General features: G+C 71.6%; 16 protein-coding genes and 1 pseudogene. 7 read left to right on the plus strand and 10 right to left on the minus strand.

Annotated features, from left to right (window positions below):
* The 4 genes and pseudogenes from FHG89_RS13450 to FHG89_RS13465 all read left to right on the plus strand — a co-directional run.
* Window positions 1-335: pseudogene (locus FHG89_RS13450) on the plus strand (hypothetical protein); the annotation flags it as partial.
* 180 nt (window positions 336-515) lie between these two features.
* Window positions 516-1,466, plus strand: a complete 951-nt coding sequence (trxB, locus tag FHG89_RS13455) for a thioredoxin-disulfide reductase (RefSeq protein ID WP_139584722.1) — start codon at window positions 516-518, stop codon at window positions 1,464-1,466.
* A gap of 31 nt (window positions 1,467-1,497) precedes the next feature.
* A complete protein-coding gene (gene trxA, locus FHG89_RS13460; RefSeq protein ID WP_053651673.1) occupies window positions 1,498-1,821 on the plus strand; it encodes a thioredoxin in 324 nt (107 codons plus the stop codon).
* Between the two features lie 171 nt (window positions 1,822-1,992).
* Window positions 1,993-3,159, plus strand: a complete 1,167-nt coding sequence (locus FHG89_RS13465; RefSeq protein ID WP_139584723.1) for an N-acetylmuramoyl-L-alanine amidase — start codon at window positions 1,993-1,995, stop codon at window positions 3,157-3,159.
* Window positions 3,160-3,181: 22 nt separating this feature from the next.
* Here the strand turns inward: FHG89_RS13465 and FHG89_RS13470 are convergent, their stop codons facing one another.
* Window positions 3,182-3,847: a GNAT family N-acetyltransferase gene (locus tag FHG89_RS13470; protein ID WP_074315552.1), complete on the minus strand. Its 666-nt coding sequence runs from the start codon at window positions 3,845-3,847 to the stop codon at window positions 3,182-3,184.
* Between the two features lie 287 nt (window positions 3,848-4,134).
* On the opposite strand from FHG89_RS13470, the gene FHG89_RS13475 reads away from it, so the two are divergent.
* Both FHG89_RS13475 and FHG89_RS13480 read left to right on the plus strand, forming a co-directional pair.
* Window positions 4,135-5,451: an aminotransferase-like domain-containing protein gene (locus tag FHG89_RS13475; RefSeq protein ID WP_139584724.1), complete on the plus strand. Its 1,317-nt coding sequence runs from the start codon at window positions 4,135-4,137 to the stop codon at window positions 5,449-5,451.
* Window positions 5,452-5,458: 7 nt separating this feature from the next.
* Window positions 5,459-6,460, plus strand: coding sequence for a D-alanine--D-alanine ligase family protein (locus tag FHG89_RS13480; protein WP_139584725.1), 1,002 nt, complete (start codon window positions 5,459-5,461; stop codon window positions 6,458-6,460).
* Window positions 6,461-6,592: 132 nt separating this feature from the next.
* Here the strand turns inward: FHG89_RS13480 and FHG89_RS33710 are convergent, their stop codons facing one another.
* From FHG89_RS33710 to rpmH, 9 genes are all read right to left on the minus strand, one after another.
* Window positions 6,593-7,399, minus strand: coding sequence for a hypothetical protein (locus FHG89_RS33710; RefSeq protein WP_244295418.1), 807 nt, complete (start codon window positions 7,397-7,399; stop codon window positions 6,593-6,595).
* Window positions 7,400-8,846: 1,447 nt separating this feature from the next.
* On the minus strand, window positions 8,847-9,863 hold the full coding sequence (locus FHG89_RS13490) for a ParB/RepB/Spo0J family partition protein (protein ID WP_139584726.1): 1,017 nt from the start codon (window positions 9,861-9,863) through the stop codon (window positions 8,847-8,849).
* Between the two features lie 27 nt (window positions 9,864-9,890).
* Entirely contained in the window at window positions 9,891-10,862 is a 972-nt protein-coding gene (locus FHG89_RS32930; protein ID WP_244295417.1) for a ParA family protein, read from the minus strand.
* Window positions 10,863-11,457: 595 nt separating this feature from the next.
* Complete coding sequence (gene rsmG / locus FHG89_RS13500; protein WP_208760958.1) at window positions 11,458-12,168, minus strand: 16S rRNA (guanine(527)-N(7))-methyltransferase RsmG; 711 nt, start codon at window positions 12,166-12,168, stop codon at window positions 11,458-11,460.
* Between the two features lie 122 nt (window positions 12,169-12,290).
* Window positions 12,291-12,911, minus strand: a complete 621-nt coding sequence (locus tag FHG89_RS13505; protein ID WP_139584729.1) for a Jag family protein — start codon at window positions 12,909-12,911, stop codon at window positions 12,291-12,293.
* Between the two features lie 211 nt (window positions 12,912-13,122).
* Window positions 13,123-14,109 carry a membrane protein insertase YidC gene (gene yidC, locus FHG89_RS13510; RefSeq protein ID WP_139584731.1) on the minus strand — a complete coding sequence of 329 codons (987 nt, stop codon included), beginning with the start codon at window positions 14,107-14,109 and terminating at the stop codon, window positions 13,123-13,125.
* A gap of 2 nt (window positions 14,110-14,111) precedes the next feature.
* Window positions 14,112-14,357, minus strand: coding sequence for a membrane protein insertion efficiency factor YidD (yidD, locus tag FHG89_RS13515; protein ID WP_139584732.1), 246 nt, complete (start codon window positions 14,355-14,357; stop codon window positions 14,112-14,114).
* 38 nt (window positions 14,358-14,395) lie between these two features.
* Window positions 14,396-14,812, minus strand: coding sequence for a ribonuclease P protein component (gene rnpA / locus FHG89_RS13520; RefSeq protein ID WP_139584730.1), 417 nt, complete (start codon window positions 14,810-14,812; stop codon window positions 14,396-14,398).
* A gap of 34 nt (window positions 14,813-14,846) precedes the next feature.
* On the minus strand, window positions 14,847-14,984 hold the full coding sequence (gene rpmH / locus FHG89_RS13525; protein ID WP_007453904.1) for a 50S ribosomal protein L34: 138 nt from the start codon (window positions 14,982-14,984) through the stop codon (window positions 14,847-14,849).
* Between the two features lie 627 nt (window positions 14,985-15,611).
* Here rpmH and FHG89_RS13530 point away from each other — a divergent pair.
* A partial coding sequence (locus tag FHG89_RS13530) for a chromosomal replication initiator protein DnaA (protein ID WP_482809820.1) occupies window positions 15,612-16,326 on the plus strand: 715 nt, incomplete at its 3' end.

A 16,326-nucleotide genomic window follows, 5' to 3' on the forward strand; every position in this document is an offset into this window, starting at 1 on the left:
GGTCCAGGCCGTCCGGCGCCCCCGGCGACGCCCCCGCCAACCAGCCCGGGGTGGACGCCGAGGGAGGCCGACGGCCCGCCCCGGACGGCCTGGACCAGCTGGCCCGCCTCACCGACCAGACCGCGCTGACCGCCTGCCTGGCCGACGTGGCCACGGAGCACGGTTCCGCACCGCTGGTGGTCGAGGTGATCGACTTCGCCGAGTTCCAGGGTGAGCAGGCGCTGGTCATCCGGTTCACCGACTCCACCGGGGCCCGCTGGGCCTGGGTGAGCGGTCCGGAGTGCGGTGTCCCAGGGTCCGGCTCGGACACGCGGTATTCGACGCGGGTAGGGTGAATCAACGGTCACCGGTGCGATGACCTTCCACGTGACCTGACCCACCGGATGCCCGGCTCGGGAATCCCCGGTTCGTACGATGACGTTCTGGAAGTCAGCTGCCGGCACCTCCCAGGCGTCGGCACTCGGATCGGCGTCGGTGCGCACCGACACCGAACACACACAACGCGGGAGACGGCAGTGGACGAGGTCCGCAACCTGATCATCATCGGCTCCGGGCCGGCCGGTTACACGGCGGCGGTCTACGCCGCACGCGCCAACCTGAAGCCACTGATCATCGAGGGCGTCCAGTCCGGTGGCGCGCTGATGACCACCACCGAGGTGGAAAACTTCCCCGGCTTCGCCGACGGCATCCTCGGCCCCGAACTGATGGACAACATGCGTAAGCAGGCCGAGCGGTTCGGCGCCGAGTTCCTCACCGACGACGTGACCCGGGTCGAGCTGGTGGACACCGGTGATGCCGGTTCCGGCGCGGTGAGCACCGTCTGGGTCGGCGAGACCGCGTATCGGGCCCGTTCGATCATCCTCTCCACCGGGTCGGCCTGGCGTCCGCTGGGCGTGCCCGGCGAGCAGGAGTACCTGGGCCACGGCGTCTCCTCGTGCGCCACCTGTGACGGGTTCTTCTTCCGCAATCAGCACATCGTGGTCGTCGGCGGCGGCGACTCGGCGATGGAGGAGGCCAGCTTCCTCACCCGCTTCGCCGACTCGGTCACCATCATCCACCGGCGCGACTCGTTCCGAGCCAGCAAGATCATGGCCGACCGGGCGCTGAGCAACGAGAAGATCAAGGTCGAGTGGAACAGCACCGTCGAGGAGATCCTGGGCGACGACGGCAAGGTCACCGGCGTACGGGTCCGCAACGTGCACAGCGGCGAGACCAAGGTGCTGGACGTGACAGGCGTGTTCGTGGCCATCGGTCACGACCCGCGCAGTGAGCTGTTCCAGGGCCAGGTCGAGCTGGACGACGAGGGCTACGTGAAGGTCCAGGCCCCGAGCACCCGCACCAACGTGCCAGGTGTGTTCGCCGCCGGCGACGTGGTCGACCACACCTACCGTCAGGCGATCACCGCGGCCGGCACCGGCTGTGCCGCCGCGCTCGACGCCGAGCGGTTCATCGCGACGCTCAGCTGAAACAAGGAACACATCCCGGAGGAGGGGCACAGTGGGAAATACCAAGGCGGTCACGGACAAGAGCTTCGTCGCTGACGTGCTGCAGGCGGACAAGCCGGTTCTGGTGGACTTCTGGGCCGAGTGGTGCGGCCCCTGCCGCAAGGTGTCGCCGCTGCTCGAGGAGATCGCCGGCGAGATGGGCGACCGGGTAAGCATCGTCAAGCTCAACATCGACGAGAACCCGGAGACCGCCCGCGCCTACCGGGTGATGTCCGTGCCGACGCTCACCGTGTTCAAGAACGGCCAGCCGGTGCAGTCGATCGCGGGTGCCAAGCCGAAGGGCGAGCTGGTCCGGCTCATCGAATCAGCTCTCTGAGCAGCAGAAAAACCACCGAATCCCGTACCCCTTGAAGGGGTGCGGGGTTCGCTGTTTCCGGGCCCGAACCGCCGGCGTTTTTCCCGGCCCGAGCCCCACGCCGCCCCGGAACGCATAGCCTCAAGCGGAGGCCGCGCCCGGCCAGCCAGCGTCGTGCAGAGGGGGTCGTGCGTGCATCCGATCCGACCCGGTGACCGGGGACCAGCGGTCACGGAGATCCGAACCATCCTCACCGGCCTCGACCTGCTCGCGTCCACGGCCGGCCCGAACGCCGACGAGTTCGACCTCGACACCGAACGGGCGGTCCGCGCGTTCCAGCAGTCCCGCGGGCTCAGCGTCGACGGCCGGGTCGGGTCGGAGACCTGGGGGGCGCTGGACGCCGCCCGCTGGCGGCTCGGCGCCCGCACCCTCTACCACGCGGTCCCCGACCCACTCACCGGCGAGGACGTCCGGTCGCTCCAGGAGCGACTGCTGGAGATGGGGTACGACGTGGGCCGCGCGGACGCCATCTACGGCATCCGCACCTCCCGCGCGGTGGCCCAGTTCCAGCGGGAGGTCGGGCTCACCCCCGACGGCTCCTGCGGGCCGCACACCATGAACGCGCTGCGCCGGATCGGCCGCAAGGTCGTCGGTGGCCGCCCCCAGTGGCTGCGCGAGTCCGACGCCATCCGGCAGTCCGGGCCGGCGCTGGTCGGCAAGACCGTCGTCATCGACCCAGGGCACGGCGGCACCGACCCGGGCATGGTGGTGCCCGACGGGCCGCTGCGCTGGACGGAGGCGGACCTGGTGCACGACCTGGCCAGCCGGCTGGAGGGGCGGCTCGCCGCGTCCGGGGTGCGCGTGCAGCTGACCCGGGGACCGGCGCCCGACAGCTGCCTGCCGGACACGGACCGGGCCCTGCTGGCCAACTCGCTCGGCGCCGACGTGTTCATCTCGCTGCACCTCGACGGGCACGCCAACCCGGAGGCGGAGGGGGTGGCGACCTACCACTACGGCACCGACAACGGCGTGACCTCGGCGACCGGCGAGCGGCTGGCCGGGCTGGTCCAGCGGGAGATCGTCGCGCGGACCGGGCTGCGGGACTGCCGTACCCACGCCAAGGCGTGGGACCTGCTGCGGTTGACGCGGATGCCGGCCGTCCGGGTCGAGGTCGGCTACCTCACCTCGCCGACGGACCGCGCCCGGCTGGTCGACCCCCGGTTCCGAGACCGGGTGGTGGAGGCGATCGTGGCCGCCGTGCAGCGGATGTACTACCCGATCGAGCGGGACGTGCCGACCGGCTCGCTCGACGTCAGCGAACTGCGGGCGGTGGTGACCGCCGCCACGGTGGTCAGCTGAGCGGCGGTGCCGCGGCGGGTGCTCAGCCGCCGGTGGAGCGGGTCGCCGGGGCGGGCCGCACCGGACGGAGCAGGGTCTCCGGGCTCATCGAGCCGAGCAGCTTCTCCAGCGCGTACTCGACGTCGGACTTCCAGCTCAGGGCCGTCCGCAGCTCAAGGCGCAACCGGGGGAACCGGGGATGCGGCCGGACGGTCTTGAAGCCGACGGAGAGGAAGAAGTCGGCCGGTGCGACGCACCCACCCGCCGGGTCGTCGGCGTCCCCGAACTTCGCGTCGCCGAACGCCTCGATCGCCTTGATCCCCCGCTTGGTCAGGTCCCGGGCGACGCCCTGCACCAGCATCCGACCCAGCCCGCCGCCGGCGAACGCGGCCACCACGTTGGCGGTCATCAACAGCGCCGCGTCGGCGGAGACCGGCGACGTGGGGAAGGCCATCGAGCGGGGCACGTAGGCCGGCGGGGCGTACATCACGAAGCCGGCCGGCATGCCGTCGACGTACGCGAGCTTGCCGCAGGAACCCCACTCCAGCAGGGTCTGGGAGACCCACGCCTCCTTCTCCAGACCCGGGTCACCGGCGGCGCAGGCCCGGTCGGCGGACACCGGATCCAGCTCCCAGTAGACGCACTGCCGGCAGGGGCGAGGAAGGTCCTCCAGCGTGTCGAGGGTCAGGCTGACCAGACGTCGCGACATATGGCGCATCCCCACAATAGGCTCGGCGGTGAGACCGGCACGCAACGACAGCGCCGCCTTCCTGTCCCCGACGAGCGATCGTACGCCGCCGATCGGCGGTACGGGAGGGGACGCGCAGATCGTCACCGCACCGGGGGACGGGTCCGGGATGTGGACGATCAGCCTCGGCAGGCCGGCGTGCTGGCCGGAGGCGGCTAGGATCGACATTCGGTGTCCCGGCCGCCATGGTCGCCTGCGTGCGGGGTACCCGGGGCGGGAGCCACCCGAGCAGCGATCGAGGTGAGGTCATGACCGGCACGACACTCGACGACTACACCGACCGGTACGCCCGGCGGGTACGAGGGATGACCGCCTCCGAGATCCGAGCACTCTTCGCGGTGGCCAGCAGGCCGGAGGTCGTCTCGCTCGCCGGTGGAGCACCGTACATCGCCGCCCTGCCGCTCGACGCGGTCGGTGAGATGCTCGGGCGGCTCGGCTCCGAGCACGGCGTCACCACCCTCCAGTACGGCATCGGCCAGGGCACCCTGGAGCTGCGCGAGCGGATCTGCGAGGTGATGGCGCTCTCCGGGATCGACGCCGGGTGCGGCGCCTCCCCGGAGGACGTGGTCGTCACCGTCGGAGGGCAGCAGGCTCTGGACCTGGTGGCCCGACTCTTCCTCGACCCGGGCGACGTGGTGCTCGCCGAGGGGCCGACCTACGTCGGCGCGCTCGGGGTGTTCCAGGCTGCCCAGGCTCAGGTCGCACACGTACCCATGGACGCCGACGGGCTGATCCCGGAGGCACTGGAGGCGGCGATCGCCGACCTGGCCCGCGCGGGCCGGCGGGTGAAGTTCCTCTACACGATCCCCACCTACCAGAACCCGACAGGCGTGACGCTCAGCGAGGAGCGCCGGGAACGGGTGCTCGACATCTGCGAGCGCGCCGGCCTGCTCGTCGTCGAGGACGACCCGTACGGCCAGTTGGGGTTCGAGGGTGACGCGCCGGCGCCGCTGCGGGCCCGCCGCCGCGACGGGGTGTTCTACCTCAGCACGTTCTCCAAGACCTTCGCGCCGGGTCTGCGGGTCGGCTGGATCCTGGCGCCGCACGCGGTCCGCGACAAGCTGGTCATCGCCAACGAGGCGCAGATCCTCTGCCCCAGCGGCTACGCCCAGGCGGCGGTTGCCACCTACCTTGGCACGATGCCGTGGCGGCAGCAGCTCAAGGTCTACCGCGAGGTCTACCGGGAACGTCGCGACGCCCTGCTCGACGCGATGGCCGACCTGATGCCCGAGGGCACCAGCTGGACCACGCCGGCCGGCGGCCTGTTCGTCTGGGCCACCCTGCCCGAGGGGCTCGACTCGAAGGCGATGATGCCGCGCGCGGTCGCCGCCCGGGTCGCGTACGTGCCCGGCACCGGCTTCTACGCCGATGGCACCGGCACCGGCACCATGCGGTTGAACTTCAGCTTCCCGCCGCCGGAGCGGATCCGCGAGGGCGTCCGCCGGCTGGCCGGCGTGATGGAGCAGGAGATCGCGATGCGCCGGGTCTTCGGTGCCGTGGGCGGCGGCGCCGCGGGTCGGCGCGGGCAGGCCGGCTCCGACGTGCCAGGTCCCGACTTGGCATGATGCCGGCATGGGTACGACAGCCGAGCGCCTCCTCGTGACCGATCCCGCCGTCTCGGCCGACCTGCGGGTGCTGGTGCTCGCCGGCGGGCTCTCCTACGAGCGGGATGTGTCGCTGCGCTCGGGCCGCCGGGTGCTCGACGCGTTGCGTGCCGTCGGTGTCGAGGCGGAACTGCGCGACGCCGACGTGGCGTTGCTGCCGGCTCTCGCAGCCGACCCTCCTGACGCCGTGGTGATCGCACTGCACGGCGCAACCGGCGAGGACGGCTCGCTGCGCGGGGTGCTGGACCTGTGCGACATCCCGTACGTCGGCTGCGACGCCCGCGCCTCGCGGCTCGCCTGGGACAAGCCGTCAGCCAAGGCCGTGCTCCGCGAGGCCGGCATCCCCACCCCCGACTGGGTGGCCCTGCCGCACGACCGGTTCTCCGAGCTCGGCGCGGTCGCCGTCCTGGATCGGATCGCCGACCGTCTCGGCCTGCCCATGATGGTCAAGCCGGCGCAGGGCGGTTCGGGGCTGGGTGGCGCGGTGGTCCGGGACGCCGCAGCGCTGCCGGCCGCGATGGTGGGCTGCTTCGCGTACGACTCCACAGCTCTGGTCGAGCGGTACGTGCAGGGAATGGACGTGGCGGTCTCCGTGGTCGATCTCGGCGACGGCCCGCAGGCACTGCCGCCGGTGGAGATAGTGCCCCGCAACGGCGTGTACGACTACGCGGCCCGCTACACCGCCGGGCGGACCACCTGGCACGCGCCGGCCCGACTGGATCCGGAGGTCGCCGCCACTGTGGCGGACGTGGCGCTCGCCGCGCACACCGCGCTGGGCCTGCGCGACCTGTCCCGGGTCGACGTGATCGTGGACGCCGCGGGCCAGCCGCACGTCCTGGAGGTCAACGTCTCACCCGGCATGACGGAGACGTCGCTGCTGCCCCTCGCCGTGCAGGCAGCCGGCCTGGACTTCGGGCGGCTCATCGGCTCGCTGGTCACCCGGGCCGCCACCCGCGTCACCTCTTCCTGACCGCCTCGCCACATCCGTCGCCGGGTTGGTGACGCGAGGTTGGCGGCCGCACGTCCGGTGCCACCGCCAACCTCGTTCGTCAACGACCGTCCTGAGGTACGCCGCGACCGGGCTGCGTGGCCGCGGTCGCCGTCATACCGGCGTCGCGGTCGGGGCCGCCGAGGCGGTGCCCTCGTCCCCCGGTGCGGCGCTCTCGCGCCCGCCGTCGACGCCCTCGGCGTTCCCGTCCTGGCGCGTGGCCTGTTCGGCGCCGCCGGCCTGCGCTGCGGTGCCGGGGGTGTCGTTGTCAGTCGGTGAGTCGGCGGCGTCCATGGCGGTGGGCGAGCGGAGTGCGTCTTTGTCGGTGGACGGGACTTTGTCGGTGGACGGCACTCTGTCGGTGGACGGGACGATGGCGTCCGTCGTCGGGAGGTCGGTGACCGCTCCGCCTTGGCCGTCGTCGTTGCTGCCGTCGTCACCGTCGGGGCCGCTCGCCGGGTCCGGCGCGGGCTCCGGGATCTCCTCCGCCGCCTCGATCACCGAGACGGCCTCCGCCTCTGCTGCGGCGTGCGCGGCGGCGGACTGCGCCAGCAGGCTGGACGGTGCCTGCCACTGGATGCGGGGCGGCTCGGCCAGGGGACGGCCGCCGAACTCCGCCAGCCACGCGGCGACGAGCGCCAGGTTCTCCCGCCACTGCGCCTCGGAGATCGGCGGAAGGATCGAGTCCCACAGAGACAGGAACGTGCCCCGCAGTTGAAGCCGGCCGTACGGTCGGGCCAGGAACCACATGTGCAGGTGCGCCGAGCCGTCACCCCACCGGTTGACGTGCACCCGGGCGACGCCGTCCAGCGACCGGATGGCCCGTTCCAGACGTACGGTCATCACGCCCAGCTCGGCGGCGAGCAGGTTCGGCAGGTCACCCAGGTCGAGGTGGGTCCGCGATTCGAGGATGAGCACCATGGGCAGGCCGGTGGGCCGGTCCATGGCACGGACCCGCCACCGCTCGCCCACCCAGATGTAGGCGTCGTCCGGGGCGTTGCAGGCGGTGCATTCCCGGAGGCCCTCGCCCTTGCGTGGCGGTTCGACCGGGACCGGATCGTCGAGCTGCTTCACGCGCAGGTCACCCTCGAAGGGGAACGAGGGCCACTGGGTGAAGTCCGGGACTGAGGGAGGGGTGTCGTGCACGACGCTGACCCTAACGGAGTCCGGCGCGGCTGTCCCTACCCGATTGACCGGTCACGACCGGTCAGATCAGCGTTCACCGTCGATCGGTCCAGCGATATCCACAGGCTGCCGAGATCCCCAACACAGGCCGTCATCCACAGGCTGGCACCCGCTTTCACGCGGGGTTTCACGTGAAACGGGGGGTGCCTGTGGACAACCGGTGTGGATAACTTTTCGATCCCTCGTTCGTTGTGCGCCGATCGTCGAGCGCCGCGTCGGAGTGAGTTCTTCGACCCCTACGTCACGGGTGAAACCAGGGCTGAAACCTCCGCAGCCGACCGTGCCAGCTGCGGCTCCGGCCACCGCACCGGTTGGTCACCAGAACCCGCCCCTCGGTCCCTGACCGCCAGCCGACGTGCATCCCCCGGGACGACGTCTCGCCGGACGGCAGGGGCGACGTCCGTCGCAGTGCGGGCCGCGCTACAGGGCAACTCCTGCCGTGCGCTCGGCCAGCCCATCCACCGGCCCTCCCTGGCGTGATCTGCCGGAACCGCCGCCGCCCGGCTTGGAACCGTTCTGGCGCTCCCGTTCTCGGTGCTCGAGGCCCTACGGTCGGCGCGTGGTTCCCGACGCAGCAGTCTCCGCCTAGCGGTCCCGACCCAGCGCTCGCGACCCAGCGGTCCGGCCCGGCGTCCCCGACCCAGCGCTCGCGGCTCAGCGGTCCCGACCCGGGACTCGCGACTCAGCGCTCGTGGCCCGGCGCTCGTGGCCCGGCGCTCGTGGCCCGGCGTGCCCAGGTCCGGCGATCCCGGCCGGCGGCCCAGCCCTGGTGACCCCGGCCTGGCGCGCACCCCGGCGTGCCCACAGGTCCGCACTGCCGGACCGACGCGCCACTTCTTGAGCACCCGCATGGGGGTCACGATGCAACGAGAGGCCGCGACTCGGCTCGTTCGGGTGGCAGGTCCTGTCAGGCGGCCGGCAGGACCGGAGGAGGCCGCTCAGCGGGCGCGCGGCCCCTCCTGGGTATCGCTGGAAGGTCAGCTCCTCCGTCGAGCCGCATCGAGCGTCGTTTCACGTGAAACGGCACCGGCGGGAACCGCGTAGCCGTCATCGGAACCCGCAGCCCGGTGGAACGAAGGAGCCGGACCGGCATCGCCGTTTCACGTGAAACGGGGACCCCCGAGTCAGAGACAGAACGGCCGCGCCCCCCGGGAGGAGCGCGGCCGTGGGTGACGAGGTGCGGTCAGTCCTCGTTCTCCTCCTGCTGTTGAACTCCGATGATGCCGACGATCCGCTCCAGGTCGTCGACTGTGGCGAACTCAATCGTGATCTTGCCCTTGCTCCGGCCGATGTCGACCTTCACCCGGGTGTCGAACCGGTCGGACAGTCGGTCGGCGAGGTCGGAGAGGGCGGGCGCGTGGGGCTTTGGCCGGCGCTTCGCGGCCCCCTTCGCCGGACCGTCGTTGAGCGTGAGGGCCACGATCTCCTCGGTCGCACGGACCGAGAGGCCCTCGGCCACGATCCGCATCGCCAGGTGTTCCTGAGCGGCGGACTCGTCAAGGCTCAGCAGGGCGCGGGCGTGCCCCGCCGAGAGGACCCCGGCGGCGACCCGACGCTGCACCTGCGCCGGCAGGTTGAGCAGTCGGATCGTGTTGGAGATCTGCGGGCGGCTCCGCCCGATCCGGCGGGCGAGTTCCTCGTGGGTGGCACCGAACTCCTCCAGCAGTTGCTGGTAAGCGGCTGCCTCTTCCAACGGGTTCAGGTTGGCCCGGTGGATGTTCTCCAACAGCGCGTCGCGGAGCATGGCGTCGTCACGGGTGTCCCGGACGATCGCGGGGATGTTCTCCCGCCCCACAGCCTGGGCGGCCCGCCAGCGGCGCTCGCCCATGACGAGTTCGTACTTCTCGTCGTCGAGCTGCCGCACGACGATCGGCTGGAGGAAGCCGACCTCCTGGATCGAGGTCTTCAGCTCCTCCAGCGCGTCCTCGTCGAAGACCTGGCGGGGCTGCTTGGGGTTCGGCACGATCGCGTCGACCGGGATCTCGGCGAACCGGGCGCCGGGCACCGGGCTGAGCGCCAACTCCGTCTCCGGCCGCAGAGGTGCCGAAACCGCCGCCGCCGGTGTGGACGCCAGGGTCCCCTCGTCGTCGACGGGCTCGTTCTCCGGCTCGGCCGTCGCGGTGCCCACACCGTTGACCGGCCCGGTCGGGATGAGCGCCCCCAGGCCCCGACCCAGACCGCCCCGAGGACGGTTCTTCATGCCACGCCTCCCAGCGTCTCTACCGCACTACGCATTCCGGCCCACCGGCTCCTTGACGCCGCGCTCGGCGATTTCCTGGGCGGCCTCGAAGTAACTCGTGGCTCCCCGCGAACCGGGATCGTAGGTCATCACCGACTGGCCGTAGCTGGGTGCCTCGGAGACCCGGACGTTGCGGGGGATGACCGCCTGGAGGACCTTGTCGCCGAAGTGGTTCCGGACGTCCTGCTCGACCGCGTCGGCCAGCCGGGTGCGGCGGTCGTACATGGTCAGCAGGATCGTGGAGACGTCGAGCTTCGGATTGAGGTGCTGCCGTACCAGGTTGATGTTGTTGATCAGCTGGTTGAGACCCTCCAGGGCGTAGTACTCGCACTGGATGGGGATCAGCACCTCCTGCGCGGCGACCAGGGCGTTGACCGTCAGCAGGCCGAGCGAGGGCGGGCAGTCGATGAAGACGTAGTCGAACTGGCCGGGGTAGGCGGCGATGGCCCGGTCGAGACGGGACTCCCGTGCCACCACCGACACCAGCTCGATCTCCGCGCCGGCGAGGTCGATCGTCGCCGGTACGCACCAGAGGTTGGGGATGCCCTCGACCGCCTGCGCGACCTCGGACAGCGGCACGCTGTTGATCAGGCAGTCGTAGACGTCCGGGATGCCGGTGTGGTGCGGGACGTTGAGCCCGGTGGAGGCGTTGCCCTGCGGGTCGAGGTCGACCACGAGCACCCGGTTGCCGTGCAGGGCGAGTGCCACCGCAAGGTTGACCGTGGTCGTGGTCTTGCCCACGCCGCCCTTCTGGTTGGCGACGCACATGACCCGGGTCCGGTCCGGTCGAGGCATGGTCACCTCGCCACTGGGATTCAGGATCTGCACGGCGCGCATCGCCTCCATAGCCAACGGTGGGTCATCCTCTTCGCGCGTCGGGGTTTCACGTGAAACGTACGTGGGATCTGCGGCCACTGCCGCCAGCGACTCGGCCGATGCCACCGGTATGTCGGCGGTCATCGGCGCGGCATCCTGAGCGCCCGCCGCGGTGGGTTGGTGTGGCACCGCCGGCTCGAAGCGGACGGCCGCAGCGGTGTTCCGCCGACCGACCGTCTGTCGCACCTCGACGACGTTGGCTGGCCGGGTGAGACCTTCGGAGGGTCGCCGGGGTTCCGAAGCGTCCGGGCCGACCGGCCTCGGTGAATCGTCGCGCGACGCCACCGGATCGCCGTCCGCTGGTCGGGGCGACGACCCGGAATCGCCGGGCGTCCAGCCCTGGTAGTCGGTTTCACGTGAAACAGGGTCGTTGGTTGACCCGGTCACGCGTGGATCGTCGTACCTGCCGTCGTCATGCACCTGTCATCCCTGCCCGCTTCGGATGGTCGGTCCGCGCCCCGGTCAACTTGGCCGCACCCACGCCCGCACCCCGGAGCGTACGGCTCCTCGGGAGCGGTCGGGAGACCCGCGACGTCCGCCGCCCGCTCCACACTATCGACGCGCGGTCAGCCTACGGCGGACGGGCGTGGCCGGTCCACGTCGGGTTCTCATACCCTCGTTCCATCCGTACCGGTACAACGAGGCAACCCGCCGGCCGGACGCCCGATGGCGCGACGCGTCAGCGACGGCGCGCCCGGCCGCCCCGGGACCGCTTGCTGGCGGCCGGGCGGGCCGGGCCGACCATCCGCTCGCGCACGATCTCCACGACGGTGGTGGGCGGGTCGATGACCCCGACTCCGCAGAGGTGCACGGTGGGCTCCCCGCCGCCGACTCGTGAGACCACGTCGGCGTGCTCCTCGATCTCCGCGGTAGCCGATGATCCCTTGAGTGCCAGGAGGCGGCCGCCGCGGACCGTCAGCGGCAGGCTCCAGGTCGCCAGGCGGTCCAGGGGTGCGACCGCGCGGGAGGTCACCACGTCGCCGCTGATCGGCTCCCGGCCGCTCGAACCGGTGGCCGCCTCGTCGGCCCGACCACGGAACACCCGCACCGATCTGGCCAGGCCCAGCCGCTCGACGACCTCGATGAGGAACGACGTCCGCCGGGCGAGCGGCTCGATGAGGGTGACCGTCAGGTCGGGACGCGCGATGGCGAGGGCCAGGCCGGGCAGGCCGGCGCCGGAGCCGACGTCGAGTACGGTCGCGGCGGTCGGGATCCGTTCGGCGACCGCCGCGCAGTTGAGCAGGTGCCGGTCCCAGATCCGGGGTGCTTCGCGGGGGCCGATCAGACCGCGGACCACGCCGTCGGTGGCCAGCAGTTCGGCGTATGCGGCGGCCAGGTCGAGCCGATCGCCGAAGAGGGTCAGCGCCGCCGGGGCGAGTGCGGGTGGCAGTGCGGCGTCGGCCGGCGAGGGAGCGGTGTCGGTGGTGTCGGGCCGGACAGCGGACGGCCCGGGCGGCGTGCCGCCCGGGCCGGTCACGGCGTCGGCCGTGGCGTCGTCGTGTGTCAACGGAGTCAGTCCGCCGGCCGTACGACGATGCGCCGATTCGGCTCGACACCCTCGGACTCGCTCTCCACGCCGGACATGGCGTTGACAACGTCGTGCACGCACTTGCGCTCGAACGCGGACATCGGCTCCAACCGCACCGCCTCGCCGTACTCCTTGACCTTCTCGACGGCGTTCTTGGCGACCGCGGCGAGTTCCTTGCGACGGTTCGCCCGGTAGCCGCCGACGTCGAGCAGCAGGCGGCTCGGGGTGCCGGTCTGCCGGAAGACGGCGAGTCGGGTCAACTCCTGGAGCGCCTCCAGGGTGGCGCCGCGCTGGCCCACCAGGTTCTGCAGGCGCGCGCCGACGACCTCGACCACCGGGCGACCGCCGGCCACCAACTCGTCGATGTCACCGTCGTAGTCGAGGATGTCGAGAAGCCCCTCGACGTAGTCGGCCGCGATCTCGCTCTGCCGGAACAGATCACCCTCGCCGGTGGCCTTCTTCGCCCGGCCGCCGGCGCTGGCACCCGTGTCGTCGGACTCGGTGTCGTCGTCGGACTCGACGTCGGTGTCGTCGTCCACCGCGAGCGGTGCGGTCTCCTCCTCGTCCAGGGACTGCTCGGCGCGGGGGATGCTGGTCTCGGTCACGGTCTCATCTCCGTACTCGTTCGGCCGGACCGTCGGGTCCGACTGGTTTCCCGGGGCCGGCTGGAGGTCGCCGGTGCCCACGGGCACGTCTGTACGGGCAGTGTCGCCCGTGGCCGCGCGGCGCGCGGTCGGTTCCGTCCGGCGCCGGCCGTACGGCGGCTGCGCGGTGCGGAACGGGCCGCCGCCGGTTGCCCGACGACGGCCGGACGAGTCAGCCCTGCCGCTTGGCGGGGCGGCTCTTCTTCGGGTTGGTGGGCTTGGCACCCGGCTTGGGGCCTGCCACCTTGGGCGCGGTCGCCTTGACCGGCGTCGGCGGGGTGGCCTTGCCGCGACCGAACAGACCGGCGGACTTGGCGGGCTGCACCGGGTTGCGGCTGGAGGCCGGAGCGGTGGCCTTCTTGGCGGTCACCGGCGGCGGGAACTTGCGCAGCACCCACTGCTGCTGGCCGAGGGTGAAGAGGTTGTTCGTGACCCAGTAGATGATCACGCCGATCGGGAAGATCGCGCCGGAGATCAGCAGCGATGCGGGGATGCCGTAGAGCATCAGTCGCTGGATCATCCGCTGCTGCGGGTCCTCTGCCCAACCGGTCTTGAGGATCATCTGACGGCTGGTCAGGTAGGTGGTGCCGATCATGATGAGGACCAGGACACCGGCAATGATCTTGACGGTGGTGCCATTGGCGCCGAGGCTGGCCAGCTCGTCGGCCGTGGAGCCGAACTTGCCGGCGATCGGGGCCGTGAAGAGCTTCGCCTGCGAGGCGCTCTGGAACTGGTCGACCGTCCAGCCGTACAGGGTCTTGTTCTGCTTGTCCGGGTCGAGCCGGCGCAGCACGTGGAAGAGACCGAGGAAGACCGGGATCTGGAGGAACATCGGAAGGCAGCCCATCAGCGGGTTGGCCTTTTCCTTCCGATAGAGCTCCATCATCTCCTTCTGGAGCGTCTCCCGGTCACCCTTGTGCTTCTCCTGGAGCTCCTTGACCTTGGGCTGGAGCGCCTGCATCGCCCGCTGCGACTTGATCTGCTTGACGAAGACGGGGAACAGGATCACCCGGACGGTGACCACCAGGAACACGATGGACAGGATCCAGGCGAAGTTGGTGCCGATCACCGCCCCGACGGGCACCCCGATGGCGTCCCACGCCGAGTGCCAGGTCAGCAGGATCCACGAAATCGCGTAGTAGATCCAGTCGAGACTCAGACTCAATTCGGGGCTCCAGTCACATCAGCACGACGACGGCCGCCCGGCTCCGGCACCGGGTCATGTCCGCCAGGGTGAAAGGGGTGGCAGCGCAGCAATCGCCGGACCGCCAATGCGGCTCCCCGGAGCGCGCCGTGGCGGGCGACGGCCTCCTGCGCGTACGCACTGCACGACGGGTAGAACCGACAGCGGGCCGGCAGTGCCGGACTTATCCACCGACGGTACGCGATGATGGGCGCGATCAGCACCCTGGCCGCACCGGTTGGCGCCGTGCCCGGATCGCCGCTCATCGGGACCGTCGCTCTCGGGGCGACCGTGCGACCGTGAGGGCGGCGTCCAGGTCGGCGGCGAGCCTGGGGTACGACGCCTCGGCCGCCGCGGGTAGCGCCCGTACGACGAGGGTGCTGCCGGCTGGAAGTGCGGCCAGTCGCTCCCGGGTCAACGCCCGTAGCCGGCGTCGCACCCGGTTGCGGACCACCGCGTTGCCGACGGCCTTGGACACGACGAAGCCGGCGCGGGTCGACGCGGAGGGCTGCTCCGCGCCAGCGTCCCGCGCCGGCTCCGGCGAGGTCACTGCGCTGGGGTCGGTGGTCGCCGGCACGGTCAGGTGGACCACGACGGCACCTCGTCCGGCGCGTCGGCCACCGCGAACCGCTGCGGCGAAGTCAGTGCTGCGCCGCAGTCGCTGTGCGGCGGCCAGCACGACTGCCCACGTTTCCCGGACCGGCCCGGTCGGCTCAGGCCGACAGGGTGGTGCGACCCTTGGCGCGGCGGCTCGAGAGGATGGCACGGCCGGCACGGGTGCGCATGCGCAGCCGGAAGCCGTGGGTCTTCGCGCGCCGGCGGTTGTTCGGCTGGTAGGTGCGCTTGCTCACGTCAGGCTCTCCGTTTTCGTACGCGCCCCGCGCGACGGGATCGCCGGGGTCGTGGGGTGGTCCAGGCCACCTCGACGGTGGCCACCGATCGGTGCTGCCCGGCGGAGCGGGACCTCGGCGATGCGGGGATGCGACCGCGGACAGCAAGCACCCATCACCCTAGCAGAGGGCGAGAGAGCAGCCGCTCCAGCCTACGCAGGGGGGCAATGACCGTCAAACACCTCACCGGGGGCGGGATGACGGGACTCGCCCGGGGCCGAAGGGGCGGTTTTCGCTGATGCCGACAAGGCCGCCTCCGTGCCGCCGGTTGATGGCGCAGGGACAACGCTGTTACCGTGCCCGATTGCGGTGAGCGTCTTCAAGCTTCGGTCGCAGGCAAGACCGGACAAGGTAGTGAATCGTTCGGCACGGTGAACCCGCTTCAGCGCCCGTTCAGGCAGGGGGCAGGTCCCACCCGCGTCCGACGGGCGGCCACCATCGGTCTGCGCACAGGTTGTGGATAACCTGTGGACGACCACCGGTCGACCGTCCGGGTGGGTGATGTTCCACCCGCGAACGCGGCGGGCCCGGGATGGCCGGCTGGCAGACAGCGGCGGCCGGGAGCAGAGGCGAGGGGGTGGCACGACGGTGGCCGGTACGACCGACCTTGCCGCGGTGTGGTTGGCGGCGACCGACGAGCTCGCCGACGAGATCATCTCAGCCCAGCAGCGTGCGTACCTCCGGCTGACCCGGCTACGGGCGATCGTCGAGGACACCGCGCTGCTCTCCGTTCCGGACGCGTTCACGCGGGACGTGATCGAGTCACGACTCCGTCCGGCCATCACCGAGGCACTAACCCGGCGGCTCGGCCGACCCATCCAGGTGGCGGTCACCGTGCGGGTGGCCGAGGACGCCACCGGCCGGCCGGCCGGCACCGTCTACCGCAGCACCCCCGAGCCGGGGGACGTCGACGGCCCGCTCGACGACGAGCACCCGGGTCGACCGGCGGACCCGGTCATCCCCGACCAGCAGCGCGCCGCGTACGCCCCGGACTCCGGCCCTCCGCCGGCGCCCGCCGGTCCGCCTCCCGCGCCGACGACCGAGGGACACCGGTCGGGGCTGATCCCGGCCAGCCGGGACGGTCAGGAGGCGCTGTTCAGCGCGTCGTTCGTGGAGCCGATGCGGTCGCCGCGGGCCGGGCCGGAGCGGCGGGGCTACGACGAGCAGGCCGCCCGACTGGACCCGCCCGGCCCGGACACCCGGCCATACGAGCCCCGCTACCGCGAGGAGGCGGCGTCGCCACGGGATCAGCACGTGATCCGCGCGCTGCCCCGGGCCAGCGGCACGGACAGCGGCCCGGGGC

The organism is Micromonospora orduensis (assembly GCF_006228125.1).
GTDB lineage: Bacteria > Actinomycetota > Actinomycetes > Mycobacteriales > Micromonosporaceae > Micromonospora > Micromonospora orduensis.